We start from the raw sequence: 22,325 nt of genomic DNA on the forward strand, positions 1-22,325 counted from the left end.
ATAAAGAGCAAAAAAAAGCGCCGTTTGCACGGCGCCTCTTGCTGTTTCGCACTGTTGAGAGCTGAATTTAACTCACAGCCTCACTCTTGATGTTCATATCAGAACTTTTTAGTACCGTTAACATCATCTGTCAGACTTCCGGTCACATTGTCTGTCAGGCGCTCTTCGCCAGCGCGTTCAACTTCCACTTCCTGACGACGCACGCTGTCTTTAACGGTTTCTACACGGGCCGTCTCTTCGCCACGCAGTCCAACTTCTTCTTTAACCCGGGCAGTTTTCGCCACGGTTGGGACTTCGTGAGACTCTTCCACAACAACTGTTTTATCTGACCAGTCCACATCATTCAGATAAGCTGGCTCATCTACCGCTCTGCGGAAGACCTCAGCATGCTGCTCATAAAGCGAGACATCTTCGGCCACTTCATCTTCAACGGTATAACGACGTAATTTCACTGCGCCATCGCTTACCTGACGCTTACCGATTTCAATATTCTCTTCAGCCAGTTTCAGGCCTTCACGCTCAGCATCAACGCTGTTCAGCGAATCACGCCCGGCACCAAACGTTTCACCGACACCTGATAAATTACTGTTCGCTGTTAAAGAGTCATTTTTTTCTGCCAGACTGCCTGTTGGTGAACCCAGACGGTCATTAGTTTCGCCAGCAAACTCACCGCCGCTTAGCGGGCCGCGATCGTTTTCGGTGGAGGCGTAGTCAGCTGCAAAGGCTGAAAGCTCATCTTCAATATGGCTGGCCTGATCTTTAGGCGCTCTTACTGCCAGCAGCACACCGCCTGCCTGCATCGCTTTGCTGTACTCGGCTGCATTATTATCATCAACGTCGTCGCCGAACAGTCGCTGCCAGAAACTTGGATGGCGGATCTCTTTCCCTTCCACCTTCAGGCGCTCACCTGAAATAATATCAATATTTTTTTCTGCAATACCTTCGACGATCAATCTTTGTTTGGCCGATTCTGCCTGCTGAATCTGGTTGAATGCGGTTACGATTTTTTCGTGTGCCATAAAATAGATCCTCGTAGTTTGGTTAATCAGTTTTCGTCTTTGATGATGGTGACTTCCTGATGTCGCAGAGTAACATCCTGCGTATATTTTTCCGATGTCGTGTTTTTAAGGATGTGTATTTCTTCCTTAAGAACTTTCCGACGAACAATTTCAACTTCTTCTTCAATAACAGGAATAATTAGCAGGTCTCCTTCCTGACGCATCTGCGGAATTTCATCATCGGCTAACCTTTTATTAAAAGGAATATGCTTAATATGAACTTCTTCCTGCATCAGTTCAGTGGCCAGCTCCTCCTGCCGGGTGTGGGTAGTGCGGCTTACCTGAACTGTAGCATCCACATGGCGGTGCTTAACAATCTCCGCCTGCTCTTCAGCTAAGGGTAACGTCTCACTGTAATCAGACTGTTCGGCCAATGGCTTTTCACTCTTTCCCATTATATAGAAACTCCTTCAGAGAAAATTTAATCCGCCAGTGGTTGAGTACCCTTTTGCTACCTGCACTACACACTTCGCTTTCACACTTACAATGGTAGACGAGCAAAAAAATAATATTGTGATTAAGAGATGTAAAAATGTAACAACAATTTAATGAGGATATCATCCTGATAAGCGAGACTGAATAAATAGTGTCACCTGAAATTAATCTGAACGAATTATCAATCTTATTGTCCTGAGCAGCTTATTAATGGAGATAAGTATGCCAGGTGAATCATAAAATTACTGGCGGTACTAATTGCTTTGATCGACATTATTCTTCGGCTTTATTCAGACAAGCAATCTAAATGAACTATGCTTTTTTCCTGACTTAAAAACAGGAGAAAGCAATGAAATACAGACAACTTGGCCGTTCCGGTTTACTGGTGTCAGAACTGACGCTGGGAACGCTGACCTTTTGCGGAAAATCGGGTTTTGAAAAAACGGGCAATGTGGATGTCCGCCAGGCACGCCGCTTCCTGGATATCGCGCTGGAACAGGGCGTTAATACTGTAGACACTGCCGATCTCTACTCGCTGGGCGGCGCTGAAGAAGTGGTAGGTGAAGCGCTGGAAGGTCAGCGCGACCGCGTTATTCTGGCGACCAAAGCGCGTAGCCCGTTAAGTGAAGATCCGAATAACAGCGGTGCCAGTCGCTTCCATCTGATCAAAGCGTGCGAAAACAGCCTGCGCCGTCTGAAAACAGACCATATCGATCTCTACCAGATCCATAACTGGGATGGCATTACGCCGGTTGAAGAGACGCTGCGGGCGCTTGAAGAGCTGATCCAGAGCGGCAAAATTCGCTACTTCGGTACCTCTAACTATACCGCCTGGCAGATGATGAAAACGCTGGGCAGCGCAGAACGAAACCATCTCAATAGTCCTGTCAGCCAACAGATCTATTACACGCCGGAATCGCGTGAGGCAGAATTTGAGCTGCTGCCCATGGCGCTGGACCAGAATATCGGCACGCTGATTTGGGGACCAATGGGCGAAGGTTTACTGACGGGTACCGTACAACGTCATCAAAAAACGCCGGACAGCTCGCGCCAGGGTAATGGCTGGCCTGAACCCTACGTTCACGACATGGAGCATGCGTGGAACGTCATTGACGTACTGGGTGAGGTGGCGCAGGAGCTGAATGCCTCTACGGCGCAGGTCTGCCTGGCCTGGCTGCTGACCCGCTCCGGCATCAGTTCGCTGATTATTGGCAACCGTACCGAAGAACATCTGCGGGAAAATCTGGCTGCTGCGGAGCTGACACTGAGTGAAGCGCAGCGCAAACGGATTGAACAGGTTACGCGCCCGGCGCCCCGCTATCCTTACTGGCATCGCTTTACCAGCGGCATGGACCGACTCGATCCCTCGGAAAAAATGTTCCTGGATGAGTATAAAGAGACGCTGGATAACAGGAAGGATCTGGAAGCGAAGTAGCCTTTTCTGCGCGCGATAAATTTTGAAAACATACTTATCGTGCGCATTGCTGGCTAAATATCAATCTACAGTATCTATCTGAACATATCACTGTATGGTGGGGACTCTCATCTCAGATGAGCTGAGAATTTGATTACCCCTTGTACCGATTCTATACCTGTGTAACGCAGGTTTTTTTGTACACACAGAATTCATGAACAGGCAGGATACTCCTACTATCCTGCAAGTGAGAAGAAGCCTGCTCCTGAGCAGGCTTTTTTTCGTCTCTCAGAAAGCCCCGGCTGGTAAACGCCTTAAATCAACGGCGCGACAGAAGCCAGAGATTTGCACCCTGCGGAATTATTTTCAGCGCCGCATCAGACTTCAGGCTCTGAAATTGCACGCTATAATCATTGCCTGGCTAACGATTTTGGAGGCGTGATGAGCGATTATCAGTGTTACTTTCTGGATGGGCAAAACAAGGGAGAGGTAAGAGCCTTCCCCACCCCCCTGAGCGATGGCGGAAAAGTTTCTCCGGTTGAGTTGGAGATACAAAGCCTGGGTGGAAGAAGACCTCCCGGACAGCATCCTACCGTTCCGGAATACAATACCCTCGCCGTTTATCATCAGGGAGAAACCTATTTTCTGGGCACACAAAACGACCGCATTGAGTCCCGACAGCTCGCTTTGCAGGAAGCTATTGAGGCCGGTTTGCAGCCCCATGGTTAGTTATCAAAAAAAGATATAAGACCTGCGATATTTGAATAATCATGATTTTCTTCCAGGCTTAAGGGGTACTTTTTAACGGAGGAGAGATTATGCTTACGCAATATCAGGAGTGTATTGATGCCTGTTACCTGTGTGCTGCGGCATGCGATAACTGTGCGGCCTCATGCCTTAATGAAGAAAACCTTGAAATGATGCGCGACTGCATCCGTCTTGATATGCAGTGCGCGAACATCTGTCGGCTTTCGGCACAGTTTATGGCGCTTGAAAGTGACTCAGCCAAAAAACTGTGCGCGCTCTGCGCCGAAATTTGCCAGCAGTGCGGGGATGAATGCGGTAAACATCAGCACGATCACTGCCAGCATTGCGCCAAAGCGTGCCATGCCTGTGCTGAAGCCTGCAGAAAGATGGCTGCCTGATAGCAGCCTGCCGGTACAGCCCGCCAGACGCGGGCTTTTTTGTGGGCCGATTTCGTAGGGTGATTAACCGTGGCCTGCCCCGGGAATAACATTATTGTCAGAGAGTGAATTTCATCTCACAAAACCACTTCAGCCCCTCTTGAGCACTTTTTGTACCTGTCTCTCCCTCAAGTTTTAGAGGGGATTGTCGATAATGTGTTCGCCTGATGCTGCAAGCTGACGGATGAAAAAATAAAAGATGAACCACAGCAAAACTTAGCCCGCCTCGTTGCGGGCTTTTTTGTCCCTGCTGCAGCAGGTCCCCTCACGTCAGCAATACCTGTCCTCATCACCAGAAAACTCTGAACTTTCAAACCTAAGAATCTCCCTGGAGTATTTGCCCCAGATGCCGCGTAGGCTGGTTAATCTACACACGCAGATGATTGCGGGTGTGGTTCAAGAGTAATAATCACTTCTTTCCCGACCTTTATGGTCGGGTTTTTTTTGACTACAAATGCAGCTCACTCAGCGCAGACTCTACTGACAGATCGTCATCAACCTCACTTAGCAACAGCGCCATCTCACGCACGCTATCGTTTGACAGCTCCCTGCCCTCTGCCAGAACCTGATGCACAGCTTCGCCCAGCACTTTCACCACTTCTTCTTGCGCGTTAGCCATGGTCATAAATCCTCTGTTGGTTGAGTTATAGTCACCAATCAGACCCAGTAAAAAACAAATACTCTTCAATATCAACAATCAGAACTTCGTTCACCGCTATTAAATAGTCAGGAGTTCCGATAAATGGCGTGAGCCGGAGCCACCTGTGCCGAAGATCTGGCAAACTATTCCCCCCTTTTTCCTGGATCACCCCCAGTCCCCACACGTATTCGCCAGCAAGAATCCTGACATGATGAGTCTTTAAGACGATGCAAAAAGCTGATCTTTTATCAGGATCCCTGTTGCCATACTTAAGTGTATATTAACAGTGGGGGCTTTCCCCTTCGGCAAGACTACACAGGAATAATTATGAAAAAAATCACAGCAATCCTTCTGGTTTCAGTGCTGGGCATGATGTCAGCCTCAGCTTTTGCCTGCCCAAAAGGTCAGCATCCACATGGTGGAACTGGCTCACATCATAAAGGCGGCTACTGTTCTTTTGATTAACAGGAGTGTGGGCAGGGAAGCCCGGAGAGTAAGAATGGTCGGGTGACGGGGCGGGCGATTGCAGAAACTGGTTTGGGTTCCTGTCCCTATGAATAGAAAAAGACATTCATACAACAGAGTATATTTTCTGCAGGAATCATAGAGAGCAGCTTTACCGCGAGCGGGAATAGAGGATTTTAGATTTCGCGACCTCAGGTATATCTGGACAAGCTGGTTGATTCAGGCTGGCGTTCTACTATCCGCGTTGCAGGATATGGGGGGATGGGAAAGCATTAAGATGGTACAACGTTATGCTCATCTGGCGCCGAACCATTTGACCGGGCATGCACGTTAAATTGATGCGATTTTTAATGTCCGTGTCCCAAATCTGTCCCACAAGGAAAATTTGAAGTCAGGAGAAGGTGGGTAACTCATTGAAAAGTAATGGTACGCCCTACAGGATTCGAACCTGTGACCTACGGCTTAGAAGGCCGGTGCTCTATCCAACTGAGCTAAGGGCGCATGGAGAACTGAGGCGAATTATACGGTGCGAACCTGCTGAGTCAACGATTTATCGGGCGGAAGCGGTCTGTTGCTGCACTATTGAGCAGTCTTGCCTGAAACTGTGCCTGACAGCAGCGCCCGCTTCTGACAAAATAGGCACCAATCCCCGTATTAACTCAACACAGATGGATCCCCTCTCTGATGGTAGCAAAGATTATTGACGGTAAAACGATTGCGCAGCAGGTGCGTCAAGAGGTTGCGGAAAAAGTTCAGCAGCGTCTGGCGGCCGGAAAGCGTGCTCCCGGCCTGGCAGTTGTGCTGGTGGGTGAGAACCCCGCTTCGCAGATTTATGTCGGCAGCAAACGCCGCGCCTGTGAAGAGGTCGGCTTCCTCTCCCGCTCTTACGATCTGCCCGCCTCCACCAGCGAAGCCGATCTGTTAGAACTGATCGACAAGCTGAATAACGACAGCGAAATCGATGGGATCCTGGTGCAGCTGCCCTTGCCGGCAGGCATCGATAACGTAAAAGTGCTGGAGAGCATCGCGCCCTCGAAAGATGTGGATGGCTTCCACCCTTATAATGTTGGCCGCCTCTGCCAGCGTGCGCCAAAGCTGCGTCCGTGTACGCCTCGCGGCATCGTGACGCTGCTGGAGCGTTACAACATCGATACTTTTGGCATGAACGCCGTTGTGGTTGGCGCCTCTAACATTGTCGGACGCCCGATGAGCATGGAGCTGCTGCTGGCTGGCTGCACTACCACCGTCACCCATCGCTTCACCAAAAATTTGCGCTTCCATGTGGAGCATGCCGATCTGCTGGTGGTCGCGGTAGGTAAACCAGGCTTTATTCCGGGTGACTGGATCAAGCCAGGCGCGGTGGTGATTGACGTGGGTATCAATCGCCTTGAAAGCGGTAAAGTGGTGGGTGATGTCGATTTCGCGGCGGCTTCAGAGCGCGCCTCTTATATCACCCCGGTTCCAGGCGGCGTGGGTCCGATGACCGTGGCGACGCTGATTCAGAATACCCTGCAGGCCTGCGAAGAATTTCATGATGGAGCAGTAAAATAATGGCAACGTTCTCTTTAGGTAAACATCCCCATGTCGATCTCTGCGATCTGCTGAAGCTGGAAGGTCTGGTGGAAAGCGGCGCGCGCGCCAAAACGCTGATTGCGGAAGGCAATGTGACCGTCGATGGCGTGGTGGAAACCCGCAAACGCTGCAAGATTGTAGCGGGCCAGACCGTGGTATTTGAGGGTCAAAGCATCACGGTTACGGCGTAAGCCTGCCGATCACCGGCGGCGTTTCGCTGCCGGTTTCTCTAAAGATCTTCGCGCCGAATCCAGTTTAGTCATTTCCCCTCTACACGCGCTATACCTTACCTCTTCTCAGGCCATTGCCGATCGACTTCAAAGTATCACTATTTCCTCTTGCTCAATGTGAAAATCTTGTTGCAGCAAAATCGCACTTCTCTCACGATAGGTAGAACGTTCTACTAAAACGTTCTACCTACAATAATAGGGTGTGAAAAGCGCCATCAGGGGGAAGAGAGCATGAGTCTGATATCAGGGTTTGTTAGATCGTTATCAAAGTTATCCATGATTGGCCGCGCGTTGATGCTGCCGATCTCATTGCTTCCGGCCGCAGGGCTGCTGCTGGCCTTCGGCGACAAGTTTCACCTACCGCTAATGATGAATGCAGGGGGCGTGATTTTCGATAATCTGCCGTTACTGTTCGCCATTGGTTCAGCTGTAGGTCTGGCTTCGGAGTCAGGTATCGCCGCCCTTTCGGCCGCCGTATCGGTATTTATCACGAATATCACCATCGGGACTCTGTTAGGCATTACGCCGGAGATGGCTTCCCAGGGCGGAAAATACGCCATGGTGGTAGGGATCCCGACACTGCAAATGGGCGTGTTTGGTGGATTGATCTGCGGTATTCTCGCGGCCTGGTGCTATAACCGTTTTCACACCCTGCAACTGCCGGAATTTCTAGGTTTCTTCTCGGGTAAGCGCTTCGTTGCCATTGCAACAGCTTTTCTCTCCTTCGTGCTGGGGCTGTTGCTGCCGTATGTCTGGCAGCATGTCCAGACCGGAATCGATGCGCTCTCCGTGGTCGTTAACGGCAATAACCAGGCCGCCTCAACCTTTATCTTTGGCCTGGTCGAACGCGCGCTGATTCCGCTCGGTCTGCACCATATCTGGTATCCCTCTTTCTGGTACTCGTTTGGCGACTATACAACCCTGAGTGGCCAGGTGATCCACGGCGACCAAACTATCTGGTTCAAAATGCTGGAAGAAGGAAGCAAAACCTTCAGCAGTGATACCTATCAGAATGCGGGCAAGTTTATGCAGGGCGAGTTCCCGCTGATGCTGTTCGCGCTGCCTGCCGCCTGTCTGGCGATGTATCATGAAGCGCACACCAAAAATAAGAAAATCGCCTCCGGTATTCTCTTCTCCGCAGCTCTGACCTGCTTCCTGACCGGGATCACCGAGCCGGTAGAATTTACCTTTATTTTTGTTGCGCCTGTCCTTTACGTCTTTAACGCCATCATGGCTGGCGTGGCTTATATGTCGATGTACCTGCTGCATGCACATATTGCTAAATCGTTCTCCGCAGGCCTGATTGACTATATCTCCTTCGGCATTCTGCCCTCGTTTAACGGCTATCAAACCAACTACCTGGACGCCGTGATTGTCGGCGTGCCGATGGCGTTTATCTATTACTTCACCTTCCGGTTCGTCATCCGTCGTTTAGATGTTAAAACACCAGGACGTTCAGAAGTGACTGCCACGACTGATGATAAAACCGATGACGAACTGGCTACCGAAATTATTACTCTGTTGGGCGGTGCGAAAAACATCGACTCCGTGGGTGCCTGTATCACTCGTCTGCGCCTTGAAGTAGCGGAGAGCGAGAAGGTGGACAGAGACGGGCTGAACAGTCTTGGGGCTCGCGGCGTGGTCTTCGTCGGTGACAATGGCATTCAGGTGATTTTCGGTGCGAGGGCACAATTTATTGCCCAAAGCATGTCTGACAGGACGGGCAAATAATAAGATGTCAGTCTGACACGTCTCCTGTAATCTGGGGGACGTTGTCATTTCAGGCGGACAGGGACGCGATTTCAGGGAGGGGATTTGAAGAAAGTCAGTATCACAGATGTCGCAAAACGCGCGGGCGTATCGGTTTCTACCGTCTCTCTGGTGCTGCGTCGCAAAGGAAAAATTTCGGACGCGACTATAGAGAAAGTTCAGGCCGTTATTAACGATATTGGCTATGTCCATAACGTCGCCGCCGCAAACCTGCGTTCAAATACCTCCAATCTTATCGGACTGATCCTGCGGGATTTCAGCGACAGCTTTTCGGTTAAAGTGATGGCAAGCCTCGTTCAGGAGCTGGAAAAACAGGGTTATATGGTTTTTCTCGGCCAGCCGCTTAACGAGGATGAACATCTTGAGCGCTGCCTGCTCTCGTTCAGGCAGCAGGGGGTGGCCGGGGTGATTTATCTCTCCTGTGACGTGCGGTCATCACATTTGCCCGAAAAAATTCGCGACTGTTCACTACCGCTGGTGGTGGTTTCTCAGCTGAAGCTGGTAGAAGAGTGCAATCTGGTGATGCGCGATAATCGCCAGGCAGCGAGTCTGGCCGTGCGCTATCTGATAGAGCGCGGCCACCGTCAGATCGCCTATATAGGCGGTACCGAAGGCGATCTCATCCGCCAGCAGCGTCTTGCAGGATTTCGCAGTGCCATGAACCAGTATGGTCTGATCTTAAGGGAAGAAGCGACACCCGCCTGTAGTGATGATACGCGTGCAGCGGGTATCGCTACCCGGCAATTGCTGGAAAAACATAACACCTTTACCGCCCTGCTCTGCCACTCTCCCAATGCCATGATTGGCTCGATTGCCGGTATTCATCATGTGGGGCGCACCGTAGGCAAAGATGTGTTTTTAACCCAGCAGGTGGCGCTGATCGGCTTTGAAGATATGCTGCACGTTAATCTGACCTCGCCGTCGTTTACGTATGTTTCTTCTGCCAGTGAAGAGTCAGGACGACAGGCCGCCGCGCTGATGATCCGCAAGCTGCAAGATCCGGAACTGCAAACGCAACGTATCACGCTTTCCGGACAGCTTATCGCACGGGAATCGGCCTGAACCGCATCATTCTTTCTGTTAATAAGCACTTATGTGCTGATGGGCAATTCAGACTGAAATGAAAAAGGGGCTTTCGCCCCTGATAGTGATACGCATTGAGATTACTTGCGGCGCCAGCTGGTTCCCTGCGGGCCATCTTCCAGCACGATGCCCATAGCCACCAGCTTATCGCGGGCCATATCTGCCTGCGCCCAGTTTTTATCTCTGCGGGCTTCCAGTCGCATTCTGATCAACGCTTCGATCTCGGCCACTTCGTCATCATTGCTCTGCGCGCCGTTTTGCAGGAACAGTTCCGGATCCTGCTCCAGCAGTCCCAGCACGCCAGCCAGCTCGCGCAATTTTGCTGCAAGAGCGTTGGCCGCCGCCATATCTTCCGCTTTCAGACGGTTCACTTCACGCGCCATATCAAACAGGGTGGAATAGGCTTCCGGCGTGTTGAAGTCATCATCCATCGCTTCGCGGAAACGGGCTTCAAACACTTCGCCACCGGCTGGGGCTGCCTGAGCGTCAGTATTACGTATGGCGGTATAGAGGCGTTCCAGCGCGGAACGGGCCTGTTTCAGGTTCTCTTCGCCGTAGTTCAGCTGGCTGCGATAGTGGCCGGACATCAGGAAGTAGCGAACGGTTTCCGCATCAAAATATTCCAGCACGTCGCGCACCGTGAAGAAGTTGTTCAGCGATTTGGACATCTTTTCGCGGTCTACCATCACCATGCCGGAGTGCATCCAGTAGTTCACGTATGGGCCGTCATGGGCGCAGGAAGACTGGGCAATTTCGTTCTCGTGATGCGGGAACATCAGATCGGAGCCGCCGCCGTGAATATCAAAATGCTCGCCCAACTGTTTGCAATTCATGGCTGAACACTCGATATGCCAGCCCGGACGGCCTGCGCCCCACGGAGAAGGCCAGCTTGGCTCGTCAGCTTTGGACATTTTCCACAGCACGAAATCCATCGGATTACGCTTGACGTTGGCCTCCACTTCCACGCGGGCGCCAGCCTGCAGCTGATCCAGATCCTGGCGGGATAGCAGACCGTAATCGGGATCGCTGGTGACGGAGAACATCACATCACCATTGCTGGCAACGTACGCATGATCGCGATCGATCAGTTTAGCGACGATCTCGATGATCTCTGCAATATGGCGCGTGGCACGGGGTTCCTGATCGGGTGGCAGGATATTCAGCGCAGCGAAGTCCTTGTGCATCTCCGCAATCATCCGGTTGGTCAGCACTTCCACCGTTTCGCCGTTTTCATTGGCGCGTTTGATGATCTTGTCATCAATATCGGTGATATTACGCACATATTTCAGCGAGTAGCCGAGATAACGCAGGTAGCGAGCCACCACATCAAAGGCGACGAAGGTCCTGCCATGGCCAATGTGACACAGGTCGTAAACGGTAATGCCGCACACGTACATGCCGATCTGACCAGCATGAATAGGTTTAAATTCCTCTTTTTGACGACTCAGGGTATTAAAAATCTTTAGCATTGAGACATTCCGTTTTGACGTGTGCGGGTTAAAACCAGTGGTATATTCTGCCGTATTGTTATCGTAAGCGCCACGCAAAGCAAGCTGGTCCAGCCCGCAACGTGGTGAAACGCCTGATACGTGGTCAGGTTCTGAACACTCATTCAGTCAACAATAAAGCGTATGACTGACGGCAGGCTTCGGCAAAAGATCCTTAATCAGCCAGCATCATTTTCTACCGAAACGGCGGCACCGGGATCGGACGTGAAAGGGGGCGCTTTCTCAGAAAAGAGATCGAAAATTTTATAGATTTTTGTATCAAACAGCGAGACGGTCTCAACCTGTTCCATCGGGATGACATGCCGGAAATGCTGAAGATTAAGGGGAACAGAATCAGCGGTAATATCTTCGCTCAGATAGAGCTCATAGTAGCGATGCTGCTCGTAATAACGAAGCGTGTCTTTATCGCGGTAGCCGCTGATGTAGGGAATAATAGCGAGATGCTGAGTCTGAGAATGTTCAGTTCGCGGAGCTGCGACGTAACCGATATAAACTTTTCGCGATTTCAGGGTGACAAACACCAGCTTGTCTTCATCTATAGCCTGGAGTAACAGTGACTCTACGCCATCCTGCGCAGCCACCTCTCGATAAGCGGCCTGCCGTTTGCTCTCATCCTCAATTTGATGCCTGGCTTTTATTCCCGCCTCATAAGCGATAAGAGCAGAAGCGCCTAAGGAGAGCCAGAAAAAGAGCGGATAAGTCAGGAAGGTGATCTCAGTGAGCCATGAATAGAGATCGGCGTGGAGCGCAGGCCAGATCAATCCGAGCAGTTCGATAATAGCGGTGAGTAACAGCAGCAGCAGAAGAAAGCCCAGCACCAACCCAAATCCCTGAATAGCGAATTTGCAGCCGTGCATGGCAACATAAAAATAGGAGGCCCAGCCGTTGCTTCTTGCCTGACGGATCCGGGATTGATAATGATTTTCCGTATACCAAAACCCACAAACCAGAACAATCATGATAACCAGAGGCCCCATCGGTTAACCTTATCCTTTTCTGGCCAGCTCTTCCATTCGGGCGCGCATAGAAGCCTGCACCTGTCGGTTGTTCATATTTAACGAGGCGTTGCCGTTTGCATCGGTGGTAATTTTACTCTCAACAGATTGCTGCACATCCTGACGTGTAGCGTTTTGCATCATTTTCCCGGGCGCAGCTAACAGTTTGCCCAGCCCACGTCGCAACAGATCGCTCATATATCCTCCTGCCAGGGTATTAACTTTTGGCGATGAAGGTAATATTAGCCCCATCAGCCCTGCCGCATCTTCTGTTTTTTCTTTAATGCGTGGTGTACCGCATTTTATTGTACCGCGCAACAAATAACCACTTGTCAAAGCGCGTTAATAAACAAATAAAGCCAGGCGTGCGCTTTATTCTGTAGGGAATGAGATCAGCCTTTGACCCCGCCAGCTTTATGCAGTGGTGCTGACTCGTCATCACATTTTGTGATATAAAAGCCCTCTGTTAATAGCGTGCTGGCATCGCAAGGTCGCCGGCACCGCCTTCCCATTCACCACTCCAACCTTTACAGGATGAGAATATGGTCACTTTCCAGACAAATCATGGCGATATCGTTATCAAAACCTTCGATGACAAAGCGCCAGCTACAGTTGCAAACTTCCTGGATTACTGCCGTGAAGGTTTCTACGACAACACCATTTTCCACCGTGTTATCAACGGCTTCATGGTTCAGGGCGGCGGCTTCGAGCCGGGCATGATCCAGAAAGCAACCAAAGAAGAGATCCGCAACGAAGCCAGCAACGGCCTGAAAAACACCAAAGGTACGCTGGCTATGGCGCGCACTCAGGCGCCTCACTCCGCTACCGCGCAGTTCTTCATTAACGTGGCAGACAACGACTTCCTGAACTTCCGCGACGAAAGCCTGCAGGGTTGGGGTTACTGCGTGTTTGCTGAAGTGGTTGAAGGCATGGACGTTGTTGAGAAAATCAAAGCAGTGGCTACCGGCCGTAGCGGCATGCACCAGGACGTGCCTAAAGATGACGTTGTGATCCAGAAAGTCACCGTCAGCGAATAATGCCTCACGCGCTGTTTATCGCAGATCTGCATCTGTGCAAAGAAGAACCGGCAATTACTGCCGGTTTTCTTGCTTTTTTACGCCGCGATGCGCTGAAAGCGGAGGCGCTCTATATCCTCGGCGACCTGTTTGAAGCCTGGATTGGCGATGACGATCCTGAGCCGCTGCACGCTGAGATCGCCGCCGCACTGCGCGAGCTTCAGCAACAAAACATCCCCTGCTACTTTATCCACGGTAATCGTGACTTTCTGATAGGTCGTCGCTTTGCGGCTGCCAGCGGCATGACGTTGCTGCCGGAAGAGCAGGTAGTGACGCTCTACAATAAACAGATCCTTATTATGCACGGCGATACGTTATGTACCGATGATGAAGGTTATCAGCGCTTCCGGCGCAAGGTGCAGCAGCGCTGGCTGCAAAAGCTGTTTCTGGCTCTGCCGCTGTTTGTCCGTCAGCGTATTGCGGTAAAAATGCGTGCGGGCAGTAAAGAGGCTAACAGCAGTAAAGCGAGTGCCATCATGGATGTGAATGCTCAGGCTGTAAAAGAGACGATGGCCCGCCAGCGGGTGAACACCTTAATTCACGGTCACACTCATCGTCCTGCCGTTCATCAGCTTGAAGTAAACGGTCTACCCGCTAAACGCCTGGTGCTGGGTGCCTGGCATACTGAAGGCTCGATGATCCTCGTCAGCGAGCATGAAACCACGCTTATTTCCTTCCCTTTCTGACCGGCAAAAAAATGGGGCAAATGCCCGCCTGAAGCCTGGGCAAACGTTTTCCTTGCTGCACAGTCATGCTATTCTCTTTGCCCTTCCCATCTGAGTGCCTGGGCAGTCAGATGATGTATGTCAAATCACAGGAGTCAGACCCGCATGTCATCCAACGCCGCACCGGCCCGCATTGCTATTGTTATGGGTTCCAAAAGTGACTGGGCAACCATGCAATTTGCCGCGGACATTCTCACCAGCCTGGCCGTGCCCTTCCAGTGTGAAGTGGTTTCAGCACACCGTACGCCGGACAAGCTGTTCAGCTTTGCCGAACAGGCTGCGGATAACGGTATTCAGGTGATTATCGCGGGCGCAGGCGGGGCAGCGCATTTACCGGGCATGCTGGCAGCGAAAACGCTGGTGCCGGTGCTGGGCGTGCCGGTGCAGAGTGCGGCACTGAGCGGCGTGGACAGCCTCTACTCTATCGTGCAGATGCCACGCGGCATTCCGGTGGGCACGCTGGCCATCGGTAAAGCCGGGGCGGCCAATGCCGCTTTACTGGCGGCGCAAATTCTGGCTATCCATGATGCCGACCTCTCTTCGCGACTGGCCAACTGGCGTCAGACGCAGACGGATGAAGTGTTGAATAACCCGGACCCGCGGGAGGAAGCATGAAGCCGGTTTGCGTATTAGGCAATGGTCAGCTTGGCCGTATGCTGCGCCAGGCGGGTGAACCGCTGGGTATCGCTGTTTATCCTGTCGGGCTGGACGCTGAGCCGGAAGCGCTGCCAATCCATCAAAGCGTGATTACTGCCGAAATCGAGCGCTGGCCCGAAACCGCGTTGACGCGCGAATTGGCGAACCATACGGCGTTTGTGAACCGCGACATTTTTCCCCGTCTGGCCGACCGGCTGACGCAAAAGCAGCTCCTTGATCAACTGGGCCTGGCAACAGCGCCCTGGCAGCTGCTGGCAGAGAAGGCAGAATGGCCGCAGGTCTTTGCCTCCCTGGGCGAGCTGGCGATCGTTAAGCGCCGTACAGGGGGTTATGATGGCCGGGGTCAGTGGCGTTTACGGGCTGGTGAAACAGAGAGTCTGCCAGCTGACTGTTACGGCGAGTGCATTGTTGAACAGGGTATTAATTTCTCAGGTGAAGTTTCTCTGGTTGGCGCCCGCGCCCACGATGGCAGCACCGTATTTTATCCGCTGACTCACAATCTGCATCAGGAGGGGATCCTGCGCACCAGCGTTGTGTTGCCTGAACCCGATCCTGCCCGGCAAAAACAGGCTGAAACCATGCTGTCAGCCATTATGGATGAGCTGCAGTATGTCGGTGTGATGGCGATGGAGTGTTTCGTGGTGCCGCAAGGGCTGCTGATTAACGAACTGGCTCCCCGGGTACATAACAGCGGCCACTGGACACAGAATGGCGCATCCATCAGCCAGTTCGAGCTGCATCTGCGGGCGATTCTGAACCTGCCGCTACCGACGCCGGTGGTCAGTACCCCATCGGTGATGGTGAACCTGATTGGCACAGCGCTGAACCTGGCCTGGCTGCATCAGCCGCTGGTGCATCTGCACTGGTATGAAAAAGAGGTGCGTCCCGGACGTAAAGTGGGTCACCTGAACCTTTCTGATATCAGTAAACCTTCTCTTCAGAAAGCGTTAAACAACCTGGTTACTCAACTGCCGGAAGAGTATGCCAGCGGCATCGCCTGGGCGGTGGAGAAGCTGGAGGCGTAAATCTGGCGCGGATAAATCGCCCGGCAAAGGGCGATTTTCCTGCCAGGGCAGATAAAGGACAGTGCGCTACTGTACTTAAGTATGGCTATCTATTCGCTTCTGAAAATCGTATTGTATTCAGGAAGAAAAAATATAAATATTCTTGATTATTAGTACATTAGATTTAATTTGCCAACACCAAGGGAACCAGTACCAAGCCGGAAGCGTTACAAAAGGTAAAGTAATCTTTCCTTTTGCTTCCCGAGTGCGATCTGGTTCACCCTCTAAATCTGCCCGTAACACCCCGTTTTTCCTGAATGTTCTCTCCCCTCTCTAACGCTTTATCAAGCGGTGCTGTTGATCCCTCTATGCTGCCCTTAGGGTTATGCGAAAGATTAAATATATGTTAAAGTCGCGCATCATCGATGGAAGCACTATTTTCCCAGGGAGATAATGACATGGCTAAATTATTTTTTAATAATCAGGCTATTAACACGTCAATCAAGGATTATCTGGAAAGAAAACTGGTTCAGTTCAATAACATTAAATATGCCTATGCCATTATGAGTAAAAGAAATCCTGCGGATTTCAGCATTATCTCTAACCGGCAAGAGTGGTTTAAGGTTTATATAGAGAACAACTTCCAGTTTATCGATCCGGTGTTAATGACTGCTCTGTATCGACTGTCGCCTTTCTCCTGGGATGAAAACCTGATGCTGAATCAGGGGGTGAAGGTGCCAAAACTTTTTGATATGGCGCGTAACCACGATATTATCAATGGTTACACCTTTGTGCTGCACGACCATAATAATAACCTGGTTGTGTTGTCGATCATGCTGGATAAGCACTGCGACGACAATATTGAAGAGTTGATTCAGCTTAATAAAAACAAGCTGCAAATGATCTTAATCACCACCCATGAAAAACTGACTCAGCTCTATCAGGAGCAGGCCAGAAAAGCTGATTTTGAAGAGATGAATACCCGTGAGATTTTTTCGAACCGGGAAAATGAGATCATCTACTGGGCCAGCGTGGGGAAATCCTATCAGGAGATCGCTCTTATCCTGGGTATCAAGCTGACCACGGTGAAGTATCACATGGGGAATGCGGTGAAGAAGCTTGGCGTGACCAATGCAAAACACGCCATCCGGCTTGGTATTGAGCTAAATCTGATCAGGCCTGTTCTCCCTGATGGGGAAGGTTAGCGGCCAGCTGTCCAGTTCACAGCGGAGTGAAGGAACCCTGGACTCCACCAGCGACATCAGGGTTTTCTGGTTTCCTTCATCCACCGGCATGAAAATCAGATAGATATTCTCTTGCTTCTCCGATTTGCTCTGCTCCACTACCGAGACATCCCAGCCTGATTTTCTGAAGATCAGATACATGGGATGGCTCACAATGGCGTATATCCCCTCATAGCCATAGTGGCGGGCATAATTAATCATGGAAAGAAACAGCAGAGCACTTACCGGCTGCTGGCGAAGTTCCAGATTTTGAACACGCTCTTTGTCGATAAACAAACGGCTGGCTTCCACATAATTCCCCTGCGGTAGCTCAACATTTTTAAACCAGTTTTTAAATGTGCCGGTAATCATATTAGGGTATTTAATTTCGATAAATCGCAGGCTGCAGATACAGATCTCTTTATAAATACCGAAAATATAAGTCGTGCGGGGATTATCATATTCATCCGACTCCATATTATTTTCAGCATTGACCAGCCAGTTAAGCCGATCTTTAAACACCTTTTTTCTCAGCGTGAATAGCTCTTTTGATTTTAATTCAGAAAGAAAACTATAATTCACATCAAGCAAATGCAACATAATCATTCCATCCTTAGCTTAGCTTGCCGCCAATAATACCCTTATCATTCCTCAGTCACCAAGGATTATCCTGCGCCTTTGCTCCCTCGGCAGGTGAAAAGAGGTTGGGCAGAGCATAGTGTCCGGCAGGAAAGTAAAAGGCCGGTTTGCACCGGCCTTGATAATGGTGGAGTCAGGCTGGCTAAACCCCATTAAAGCCGCGGAACAGCGCTTTGCCTTTCAACAGCCGGACGCCAAGCCAGCCCCCGCACAGGGAGAGCAGGATCGCGCCGGTCAGCGGCAGCGCTAACCACAGCAGGAAGTCTGGCTCCCACGGGAAGTCGAACACCTTGCGTTGCAATCCCCATAATGCCGCTTCCGCACCCGTTGCGGCGGCAACGCCTGCCACTGCGCCCAGCAGCGCGAATTCGCACCACAGCGTCCCCCGCAGCAGCTTTTTGCTGGCTCCCAGCGTACGACAGACCACCAGCTCCTGCCTGCGCTGGCGCATACCTACCTGAATCTGCGCCAGCAGCAGCAGCACGCCGCAGGCGGTGACCAGCACCACCATGATTTCCAGCGCCTGGCTTACCTGCGCCAGCACCTGACCAATCTGGCGCAGGATGCTGCCAATATCCAGTAAGCTCAGCGTCGGGAACTGCCGGTTTAACTCTGCCAGTAGCGTATTGTTGCCTTCCAGATGGAAGCTGGTGAGCCAGGTAGCGGGCTGGCCATCCAGCGCGCCGGCAGGGAAGATAAAGAAGAAGTTGGGTTTCAGGCTCTCCCAGTCTACTTTACGCAGACTGGTGATTTTCGCCGAGAAGTCCTGGGTATCGCCAGTAAAGGTCAGGGTGTCGCCCAGCTTCACCCCCAGCCTGCCTGCCAGCTCCTCTTCGACTGAAACTTCGCCTTTGCCCGGCGGCCAGCTCCCTGCCGTTAACGGATTGTGATCCGGTAATTGTGCCTGCCAGGTCAGATTGAGTTCCCGGTTAAGGGCGTTATCCATCGCCGGATCGGCCGGTTTGCCATTAAGAGAGGTCAACCTGGCCCGGACAATCGGATAGAAGGTTTGCGGCATGACGTGATGTTGTTCCAGGAACGCTTTTACCTGCGGCACCTGGTCCTGAGTCATATTGAGCAGGAAATAGTTCGGGCTGCCTGGCGGAAGCTGCTGCTGCCAGCGATCGAGCAGATCGCCGCGCATCACCAGCAGCAGGGCCAGCAACATAAACGACAGCGAAAAAGCTGCCAGCTGACTGAGGGTGGTCCAGGGCTGTCGCAGTAACCGGTTGATCGCCAGCCGGAACGCCAGATTACGGACGCTAAGCCGACGCAGCAGCAGCAGTCCTGCCCACCCGATAGCGCCCAGTAACAGCGACAGCAGCACGATACCGACGACCAGCGCCCAGAGCAGCTTACTGCCGCCCACCAGCATCGCCAGCAGCCCAATCACCACCAGCGCCATCGCTGGCAGGTAATATTTCAGCGGCCAGACGTTGGCAACCGCATCGCGCCGAAGAACGCGTAAGGGCTGCGTCGCCAGCAGTAAACGGTAAGGGCGCAGCCCCACCAGCAGAGAAATAATAAACAGTGAGCCGATGGCCCACAGCCAGGGCCAGGCGCTGGCTGGCGGTAACTCCCCAGGTAAAACAGGCTTCAGCATCTGCTGCAGCAGCACTTCAAAGCCCATCCCCATCGCGCCACCGCAGAGGGCTGCCAGCAGCAATACCGCCAGCCACTGTCCGACAATGAGTTTTCTTAACGCTGCGCGATTCGCCCCCAGCGTTTTCAGCACCGCCACCAGATCGTAGCGGCTGCGGCAATAGTGACTCATAGCGACCGCTACGGCAGCTATCGCCAGCAGCAGCGTCAGCAGCGCCGAAAGCAGCAGAAATTGTTGCGCCCGCTGCATCGATTTCCCCAGCGCATCTTCCGAGTTCTCAACGCTTATCCAGCGCTGTTCCGGCTTGATGCGGGTTTCGATATAGCGGTCATAGGCGCTGAGCTGCGCTGGCGTACCCGAAAATTTATAGCGCCACGTGACACGGCTGCCGGGCTGTATCGCCCCGGTCTTGCCCACGTCAGCCAGATTCATCAGCAGCCTTGGCGCGGTCTGAAAAGGGTTGAAGCCCGAATCAGGCTCCTGAATCACCTCCCCTGCCACGCGCAGCGTGGTATCACCCACATCAAGGTTCGCCCCGGTCTTGAGATTCAGCAGCGCCAGCAGGCGCGGAGCCGCCAGCACCGTTCCCACTGCGGGTTTCACTCCTGCCGGTTCTGTTGCCAGCTTGCCGAACATCGGATAGAGATCGTCCACCGCTTTAACGGATGCCAGCTGCGGCGTATCAGCAGCAAAGGTCATGGTCATAAAGGTGAGCTGACGCCCTACCTGCAACCCCTCTTTGCGCGCCGCATCCAGCCACTCCTGCGGCACTTCGCGTGAGCTTTGCAGCGTTCTGTCACCGGCCATAAAGTCGCGGCTTTGCTGAGTCAGCCCCTTCTCCATTCTGTCGCTGAGCGAACCTAAAGCCAGCACGCAGGCCACCGCAAGGGTCAGCGCCAGCCAGACTATCAGCAGCGAAGGTGATTTCCATTCGCGCCAGAACCAGCGCCAGATCATGCTTCCTCCCACAGCTTGCCGTCACGCACCCGCAGCCGCCGGTCGCAGCGAGCGGCAAGCTGCTCATCATGAGTCACCAGGATCAACGTGGTGGCAAAATCGCGGTTGAGGGAGAAGAGTAAATCGGCGATACGATCGCCCGTTTTACGGTCCAGATTACCCGTCGGCTCATCGGCAAACAGCAGTGCAGGCCGCCCGTTAAAGGCTCTGGCCAGCGCCACACGCTGCTGTTCCCCACCTGAAAGCTGCGACGGCAAATGCGTCAGTCGCTCTGCCAGGCCAAGCTGGGCCAGCAGTGCCTGAGCCTGCTCACGGCTCTGACGATCGCTCTCGCCTTTTAACAAGGCTGGAAGCTGAACGTTTTCCAGAGCATTTAGCGTGGGCACCAGCATAAAGGACTGGAAAACAAACCCGACGCTTTTTGCCCGTAGTTCAGCGCGCTGCTCTTCATCCATCTGATGAAGCGGCGAGCCAAGCAGAAACACCTCGCCTTCAGAACCGTCATCCAGTCCCGCCAGGATCCCCAGCAGAGTAGACTTCCCGGAACCGGACTCGCCGATCAACGCAATGGTTTCAGCCGGTTTGACAACCAGCTCAACTCCGGTAAGGATGGAAAGCTGATGATCACCCTGACCGACGGACTTACTAAGACGATGAACTTCAAGAATGTTTTCCGCTGGCATTACCCTGTCCTGTTATTACTGGCTTTAATGACGCAGATGGCGACGGCGGCAGACAAGCTGCTGGTGCTGGGCGACAGTTTAAGCGCCGGTTACCGGATGTCTGCCGCCACCGCGTGGCCTGCGTTACTCAATGATAAATGGCAGAAATCCCCGGCCATTATTAACGGTAGCATAAGTGGCGATACCGCCACCCAGGGGCTAGCGCGGCTGCCCTCTTTGCTGAAACAGCATCAGCCGCGTTGGGTACTGATAGAGCTGGGAGGAAACGACGGATTACGCGGATTCCCACCGCAGAAGATCGAGCAGGATCTCAGTAAAATTATTGCTCAGATCAAGGCCGCAAATGCCCAGCCGCTGCTGATGCAAATTCGTTTACCGGCCAATTATGGCCGCCGCTATACCGAATCTTTCAGTGACATTTACCCGAAGCTGGCGAAAGAGTTTTCCGTTCCGCTGGTGCCCTTCTTTATGGAGCAGGTCTATCTGAAGCCGGAATGGATGCAACAGGATGGGATCCACCCTAATCCCGATGCGCAGCCCTTTATTGCCGGCCTGATGGCAAAAGAACTGGCTCCCCTAGTTAAGCACGAGTAACGGGGTTTGCAGACGGCTCACAGGTAAAGTTATGCAAAAAATCATAGTAATAACCGGCTGTTCCAGCGGTATTGGCCTGGTGGCCGCCAACGATTTATTACGCCGTGGCTATCAGATTTTAGCCGCCTGCCGGAAGCCGGAAGATGTACTGCGCATGAACGATCTTGGGTTTACCGGCATCGAGCTGGATCTGAACAGCAGCGAGAGCGTGGAGCGGGCTGCCGCGGAAATTATCGCGCTGAGCGGAAACCGTCTTTATGGCCTGTTCAACAACGGCGGCTATGGCGTTTATGGCCCGCTGGAATCGATCGGCCGCCAGCAGTTGGAACAGCAGTTTGCGACTAACCTTTTTGGCACGCACCAGCTGACAACCCTGCTGCTGCCCGCTTTGCGTGCCAGCGGCGAGGCGAGAATAATCAACACCAGCTCCGTACTGGGGCTTATCTCTACGCCGGGACGGGGCGCTTATGCTGCCAGTAAATATGCGCTGGAAGCCTGGTCGGATGCGCTACGGATGGAGCTGCACGGCAGCGGTGTGCGCGTCAGTCTGATTGAACCTGGCCCTATTCACACCCGCTTTACCGATAACGTCAGCCAGGCTCAGCAGGATAAACCGGTAAAAAATCCCGGCATCGCCGCCCGCTTCACGCTACCGCCTGAGGCAATTTTACCGAAATTACGCCATGCTTTAGAGAGCAGGCACCCCCGCCTTCGCTACCCGGTGACCCTGGTCGCGCAGGGTATGACGGTGTTACGCCGTTTGCTGCCGGGCTGGATGCTGGATCGCATTCTGCGTGGGAAATAAGCACA

At 52.4% G+C, this 22,325-nt stretch carries 24 protein-coding genes, 1 tRNA gene and 1 pseudogene; 16 read left to right on the forward strand and 10 right to left on the reverse strand.

The features are described 5' to 3' along the window. Positions 1-98: 98 nt before the first annotated feature. Both Q3V30_RS15825 and Q3V30_RS15830 read right to left on the reverse strand, forming a co-directional pair. Positions 99-1,019, reverse strand: coding sequence for a YsnF/AvaK domain-containing protein (locus tag Q3V30_RS15825; RefSeq protein WP_306207268.1), 921 nt, complete (start codon positions 1,017-1,019; stop codon positions 99-101). A gap of 26 nt (positions 1,020-1,045) precedes the next feature. Continuing rightward, the gene (locus Q3V30_RS15830; protein WP_306207271.1) at positions 1,046-1,453 is read right to left on the reverse strand and encodes a YsnF/AvaK domain-containing protein; all 408 of its coding nucleotides are present in this window, start codon (positions 1,451-1,453) and stop codon (positions 1,046-1,048) included. Between the two features lie 389 nt (positions 1,454-1,842). Here Q3V30_RS15830 and Q3V30_RS15835 point away from each other — a divergent pair, with 389 nt between their 5' ends. From Q3V30_RS15835 to Q3V30_RS15845, 3 genes are all read left to right on the forward strand, one after another. Next, positions 1,843-2,928: an aldo/keto reductase gene (locus Q3V30_RS15835; RefSeq protein ID WP_306207272.1), complete on the forward strand. Its 1,086-nt coding sequence runs from the start codon at positions 1,843-1,845 to the stop codon at positions 2,926-2,928. 420 nt (positions 2,929-3,348) lie between these two features. Further along, positions 3,349-3,636 carry a hypothetical protein gene (locus Q3V30_RS15840; RefSeq protein WP_306207274.1) on the forward strand — a complete coding sequence of 96 codons (288 nt, stop codon included), beginning with the start codon at positions 3,349-3,351 and terminating at the stop codon, positions 3,634-3,636. Between the two features lie 89 nt (positions 3,637-3,725). Beyond that, positions 3,726-4,052 (forward strand): four-helix bundle copper-binding protein, encoded by a 327-nt coding sequence (locus Q3V30_RS15845; RefSeq protein WP_306207276.1) that lies wholly within the window; start codon positions 3,726-3,728, stop codon positions 4,050-4,052. A 487-nt stretch (positions 4,053-4,539) separates the two neighbouring features. Here Q3V30_RS15845 and Q3V30_RS15850 read toward each other — a convergent pair whose 3' ends face one another. Beyond that, positions 4,540-4,710 carry a hypothetical protein gene (locus Q3V30_RS15850; protein ID WP_306207279.1) on the reverse strand — a complete coding sequence of 57 codons (171 nt, stop codon included), beginning with the start codon at positions 4,708-4,710 and terminating at the stop codon, positions 4,540-4,542. Positions 4,711-5,058: 348 nt separating this feature from the next. Here Q3V30_RS15850 and Q3V30_RS15855 point away from each other — a divergent pair, with 348 nt between their 5' ends. Together Q3V30_RS15855 and Q3V30_RS15860 are read left to right on the forward strand one after the other, a co-directional pair. Next, complete coding sequence (locus Q3V30_RS15855) at positions 5,059-5,196, forward strand: hypothetical protein (protein WP_306207281.1); 138 nt, start codon at positions 5,059-5,061, stop codon at positions 5,194-5,196. Positions 5,197-5,338: 142 nt separating this feature from the next. Continuing rightward, positions 5,339-5,527 (forward strand): annotated as a pseudogene (locus tag Q3V30_RS15860) (tyrosine-type recombinase/integrase); the annotation flags it as partial. Between the two features lie 93 nt (positions 5,528-5,620). Here the strand turns inward: Q3V30_RS15860 and Q3V30_RS15865 are convergent. Further along, positions 5,621-5,697: transfer RNA gene (locus tag Q3V30_RS15865), tRNA-Arg, on the reverse strand. Between the two features lie 183 nt (positions 5,698-5,880). Between Q3V30_RS15865 and folD the strand changes: the two genes are divergently transcribed. The 4 genes from folD to malI all read left to right on the forward strand — a co-directional run bounded on the left by folD (position 5,881) and on the right by malI (position 9,830). After that, positions 5,881-6,747 (forward strand): bifunctional methylenetetrahydrofolate dehydrogenase/methenyltetrahydrofolate cyclohydrolase FolD, encoded by an 867-nt coding sequence (folD, locus tag Q3V30_RS15870; protein WP_306207283.1) that lies wholly within the window; start codon positions 5,881-5,883, stop codon positions 6,745-6,747. Next, a complete protein-coding gene (gene ybcJ, locus Q3V30_RS15875) occupies positions 6,747-6,959 on the forward strand; it encodes a ribosome-associated protein YbcJ (protein WP_306207285.1) in 213 nt (70 codons plus the stop codon). The genes folD and ybcJ overlap by 1 nt, the downstream gene beginning before the upstream one ends. Positions 6,960-7,229: 270 nt before the next feature. Continuing rightward, positions 7,230-8,729: a PTS transporter subunit EIIC gene (locus Q3V30_RS15880; RefSeq protein ID WP_306207288.1), complete on the forward strand. Its 1,500-nt coding sequence runs from the start codon at positions 7,230-7,232 to the stop codon at positions 8,727-8,729. Between the two features lie 84 nt (positions 8,730-8,813). Continuing rightward, positions 8,814-9,830 (forward strand): Mal regulon transcriptional regulator MalI, encoded by a 1,017-nt coding sequence (malI, locus tag Q3V30_RS15885; RefSeq protein WP_306207290.1) that lies wholly within the window; start codon positions 8,814-8,816, stop codon positions 9,828-9,830. 101 nt (positions 9,831-9,931) lie between these two features. On the opposite strand, the gene cysS is transcribed toward malI, so the two are convergent. The 3 genes from cysS to Q3V30_RS15900 all read right to left on the reverse strand — a co-directional run bounded on the left by cysS (position 9,932) and on the right by Q3V30_RS15900 (position 12,552). Then, complete coding sequence (gene cysS, locus Q3V30_RS15890; protein WP_306207292.1) at positions 9,932-11,320, reverse strand: cysteine--tRNA ligase; 1,389 nt, start codon at positions 11,318-11,320, stop codon at positions 9,932-9,934. 197 nt (positions 11,321-11,517) lie between these two features. Next, positions 11,518-12,336, reverse strand: a complete 819-nt coding sequence (locus tag Q3V30_RS15895) for a hypothetical protein (protein WP_306207294.1) — start codon at positions 12,334-12,336, stop codon at positions 11,518-11,520. Between the two features lie 9 nt (positions 12,337-12,345). Then, positions 12,346-12,552 (reverse strand): hypothetical protein, encoded by a 207-nt coding sequence (locus Q3V30_RS15900; RefSeq protein ID WP_306207296.1) that lies wholly within the window; start codon positions 12,550-12,552, stop codon positions 12,346-12,348. Positions 12,553-12,896: 344 nt separating this feature from the next. Between Q3V30_RS15900 and ppiB the strand changes: the two genes are divergently transcribed. The 5 genes from ppiB to Q3V30_RS15925 all read left to right on the forward strand — a co-directional run bounded on the left by ppiB (position 12,897) and on the right by Q3V30_RS15925 (position 17,021). Further along, positions 12,897-13,391, forward strand: a complete 495-nt coding sequence (gene ppiB, locus Q3V30_RS15905; protein ID WP_306207298.1) for a peptidylprolyl isomerase B — start codon at positions 12,897-12,899, stop codon at positions 13,389-13,391. Next, positions 13,391-14,116 carry a UDP-2,3-diacylglucosamine diphosphatase gene (locus tag Q3V30_RS15910; protein ID WP_306207300.1) on the forward strand — a complete coding sequence of 242 codons (726 nt, stop codon included), beginning with the start codon at positions 13,391-13,393 and terminating at the stop codon, positions 14,114-14,116. The genes ppiB and Q3V30_RS15910 overlap by 1 nt, the downstream gene beginning before the upstream one ends. 144 nt (positions 14,117-14,260) lie before the next feature. Beyond that, positions 14,261-14,770, forward strand: coding sequence for a 5-(carboxyamino)imidazole ribonucleotide mutase (gene purE, locus Q3V30_RS15915; protein WP_306207302.1), 510 nt, complete (start codon positions 14,261-14,263; stop codon positions 14,768-14,770). After that, complete coding sequence (gene purK, locus Q3V30_RS15920; RefSeq protein ID WP_306207304.1) at positions 14,767-15,837, forward strand: 5-(carboxyamino)imidazole ribonucleotide synthase; 1,071 nt, start codon at positions 14,767-14,769, stop codon at positions 15,835-15,837. Before purE ends, purK begins: the two co-directional genes overlap by 4 nt. 437 nt (positions 15,838-16,274) lie before the next feature. After that, a complete protein-coding gene (locus Q3V30_RS15925) occupies positions 16,275-17,021 on the forward strand; it encodes a helix-turn-helix transcriptional regulator (protein ID WP_306207306.1) in 747 nt (248 codons plus the stop codon). Here the strand turns inward: Q3V30_RS15925 and Q3V30_RS15930 are convergent. The 3 genes from Q3V30_RS15930 to ybbA form a co-directional block, all read right to left on the reverse strand. Beyond that, complete coding sequence (locus Q3V30_RS15930) at positions 16,980-17,639, reverse strand: acyl-homoserine-lactone synthase (RefSeq protein WP_306207308.1); 660 nt, start codon at positions 17,637-17,639, stop codon at positions 16,980-16,982. The genes Q3V30_RS15925 and Q3V30_RS15930 overlap by 42 nt on opposite strands. Before the next feature lie 181 nt (positions 17,640-17,820). Further along, positions 17,821-20,238 (reverse strand): putative ABC transporter permease subunit YbbP, encoded by a 2,418-nt coding sequence (gene ybbP / locus Q3V30_RS15935; protein ID WP_306207310.1) that lies wholly within the window; start codon positions 20,236-20,238, stop codon positions 17,821-17,823. Next, positions 20,235-20,921, reverse strand: coding sequence for a putative ABC transporter ATP-binding protein YbbA (ybbA, locus tag Q3V30_RS15940; protein ID WP_306207312.1), 687 nt, complete (start codon positions 20,919-20,921; stop codon positions 20,235-20,237). The genes ybbP and ybbA overlap by 4 nt, the downstream gene beginning before the upstream one ends. On the opposite strand from ybbA, the gene tesA reads away from it, so the two are divergent. Then, positions 20,892-21,515, forward strand: a complete 624-nt coding sequence (gene tesA / locus Q3V30_RS15945; protein WP_306207314.1) for a multifunctional acyl-CoA thioesterase I/protease I/lysophospholipase L1 — start codon at positions 20,892-20,894, stop codon at positions 21,513-21,515. The genes ybbA and tesA overlap by 30 nt on opposite strands. A 31-nt stretch (positions 21,516-21,546) precedes the next feature. Beyond that, positions 21,547-22,320, forward strand: a complete 774-nt coding sequence (locus Q3V30_RS15950; RefSeq protein ID WP_306207316.1) for an SDR family oxidoreductase — start codon at positions 21,547-21,549, stop codon at positions 22,318-22,320. The last annotated feature ends 5 nt before the right edge of the window (positions 22,321-22,325 follow it).

Origin of the sequence: Erwinia pyri (genome assembly GCF_030758455.1) — a bacterium.
GTDB classification, from domain to species: domain Bacteria; phylum Pseudomonadota; class Gammaproteobacteria; order Enterobacterales; family Enterobacteriaceae; genus Erwinia; species Erwinia pyri.

What these genes read in the sequence shown, in the direction of transcription:
- Q3V30_RS15825 (WP_306207268.1), bottom strand. Translation starts at nt 1,019, where the DNA reads ATGGCACACGAAAAAATCGTAACCGCATTCAACCAGATTCAGCAGGCA.
- Q3V30_RS15830 (WP_306207271.1), bottom strand. Translation starts at nt 1,453, where the DNA reads ATGGGAAAGAGTGAAAAGCCATTGGCCGAACAGTCTGATTACAGTGAG.
- Q3V30_RS15835 (WP_306207272.1), top strand. Translation starts at nt 1,843, where the DNA reads ATGAAATACAGACAACTTGGCCGTTCCGGTTTACTGGTGTCAGAACTG.
- Q3V30_RS15840 (WP_306207274.1), top strand. Translation starts at nt 3,349, where the DNA reads ATGAGCGATTATCAGTGTTACTTTCTGGATGGGCAAAACAAGGGAGAG.
- Q3V30_RS15845 (WP_306207276.1), top strand. Translation starts at nt 3,726, where the DNA reads ATGCTTACGCAATATCAGGAGTGTATTGATGCCTGTTACCTGTGTGCT.
- Q3V30_RS15850 (WP_306207279.1), bottom strand. Translation starts at nt 4,710, where the DNA reads ATGGCTAACGCGCAAGAAGAAGTGGTGAAAGTGCTGGGCGAAGCTGTG.
- Q3V30_RS15855 (WP_306207281.1), top strand. Translation starts at nt 5,059, where the DNA reads ATGAAAAAAATCACAGCAATCCTTCTGGTTTCAGTGCTGGGCATGATG.
- folD (WP_306207283.1), top strand. Translation starts at nt 5,881, where the DNA reads ATGGTAGCAAAGATTATTGACGGTAAAACGATTGCGCAGCAGGTGCGT.
- ybcJ (WP_306207285.1), top strand. Translation starts at nt 6,747, where the DNA reads ATGGCAACGTTCTCTTTAGGTAAACATCCCCATGTCGATCTCTGCGAT.
- Q3V30_RS15880 (WP_306207288.1), top strand. Translation starts at nt 7,230, where the DNA reads ATGAGTCTGATATCAGGGTTTGTTAGATCGTTATCAAAGTTATCCATG.
- cysS (WP_306207292.1), bottom strand. Translation starts at nt 11,320, where the DNA reads ATGCTAAAGATTTTTAATACCCTGAGTCGTCAAAAAGAGGAATTTAAA.
- Q3V30_RS15895 (WP_306207294.1), bottom strand. Translation starts at nt 12,336, where the DNA reads ATGGGGCCTCTGGTTATCATGATTGTTCTGGTTTGTGGGTTTTGGTAT.
- Q3V30_RS15900 (WP_306207296.1), bottom strand. Translation starts at nt 12,552, where the DNA reads ATGAGCGATCTGTTGCGACGTGGGCTGGGCAAACTGTTAGCTGCGCCC.
- ppiB (WP_306207298.1), top strand. Translation starts at nt 12,897, where the DNA reads ATGGTCACTTTCCAGACAAATCATGGCGATATCGTTATCAAAACCTTC.
- Q3V30_RS15910 (WP_306207300.1), top strand. Translation starts at nt 13,391, where the DNA reads ATGCCTCACGCGCTGTTTATCGCAGATCTGCATCTGTGCAAAGAAGAA.
- purE (WP_306207302.1), top strand. Translation starts at nt 14,261, where the DNA reads ATGTCATCCAACGCCGCACCGGCCCGCATTGCTATTGTTATGGGTTCC.
- purK (WP_306207304.1), top strand. Translation starts at nt 14,767, where the DNA reads ATGAAGCCGGTTTGCGTATTAGGCAATGGTCAGCTTGGCCGTATGCTG.
- Q3V30_RS15925 (WP_306207306.1), top strand. Translation starts at nt 16,275, where the DNA reads ATGGCTAAATTATTTTTTAATAATCAGGCTATTAACACGTCAATCAAG.
- Q3V30_RS15930 (WP_306207308.1), bottom strand. Translation starts at nt 17,639, where the DNA reads ATGTTGCATTTGCTTGATGTGAATTATAGTTTTCTTTCTGAATTAAAA.
- ybbP (WP_306207310.1), bottom strand. Translation starts at nt 20,238, where the DNA reads ATGATCTGGCGCTGGTTCTGGCGCGAATGGAAATCACCTTCGCTGCTG.
- tesA (WP_306207314.1), top strand. Translation starts at nt 20,892, where the DNA reads ATGAACTTCAAGAATGTTTTCCGCTGGCATTACCCTGTCCTGTTATTA.
- ybbA (WP_306207312.1), bottom strand. Translation starts at nt 20,921, where the DNA reads ATGCCAGCGGAAAACATTCTTGAAGTTCATCGTCTTAGTAAGTCCGTC.
- Q3V30_RS15950 (WP_306207316.1), top strand. Translation starts at nt 21,547, where the DNA reads ATGCAAAAAATCATAGTAATAACCGGCTGTTCCAGCGGTATTGGCCTG.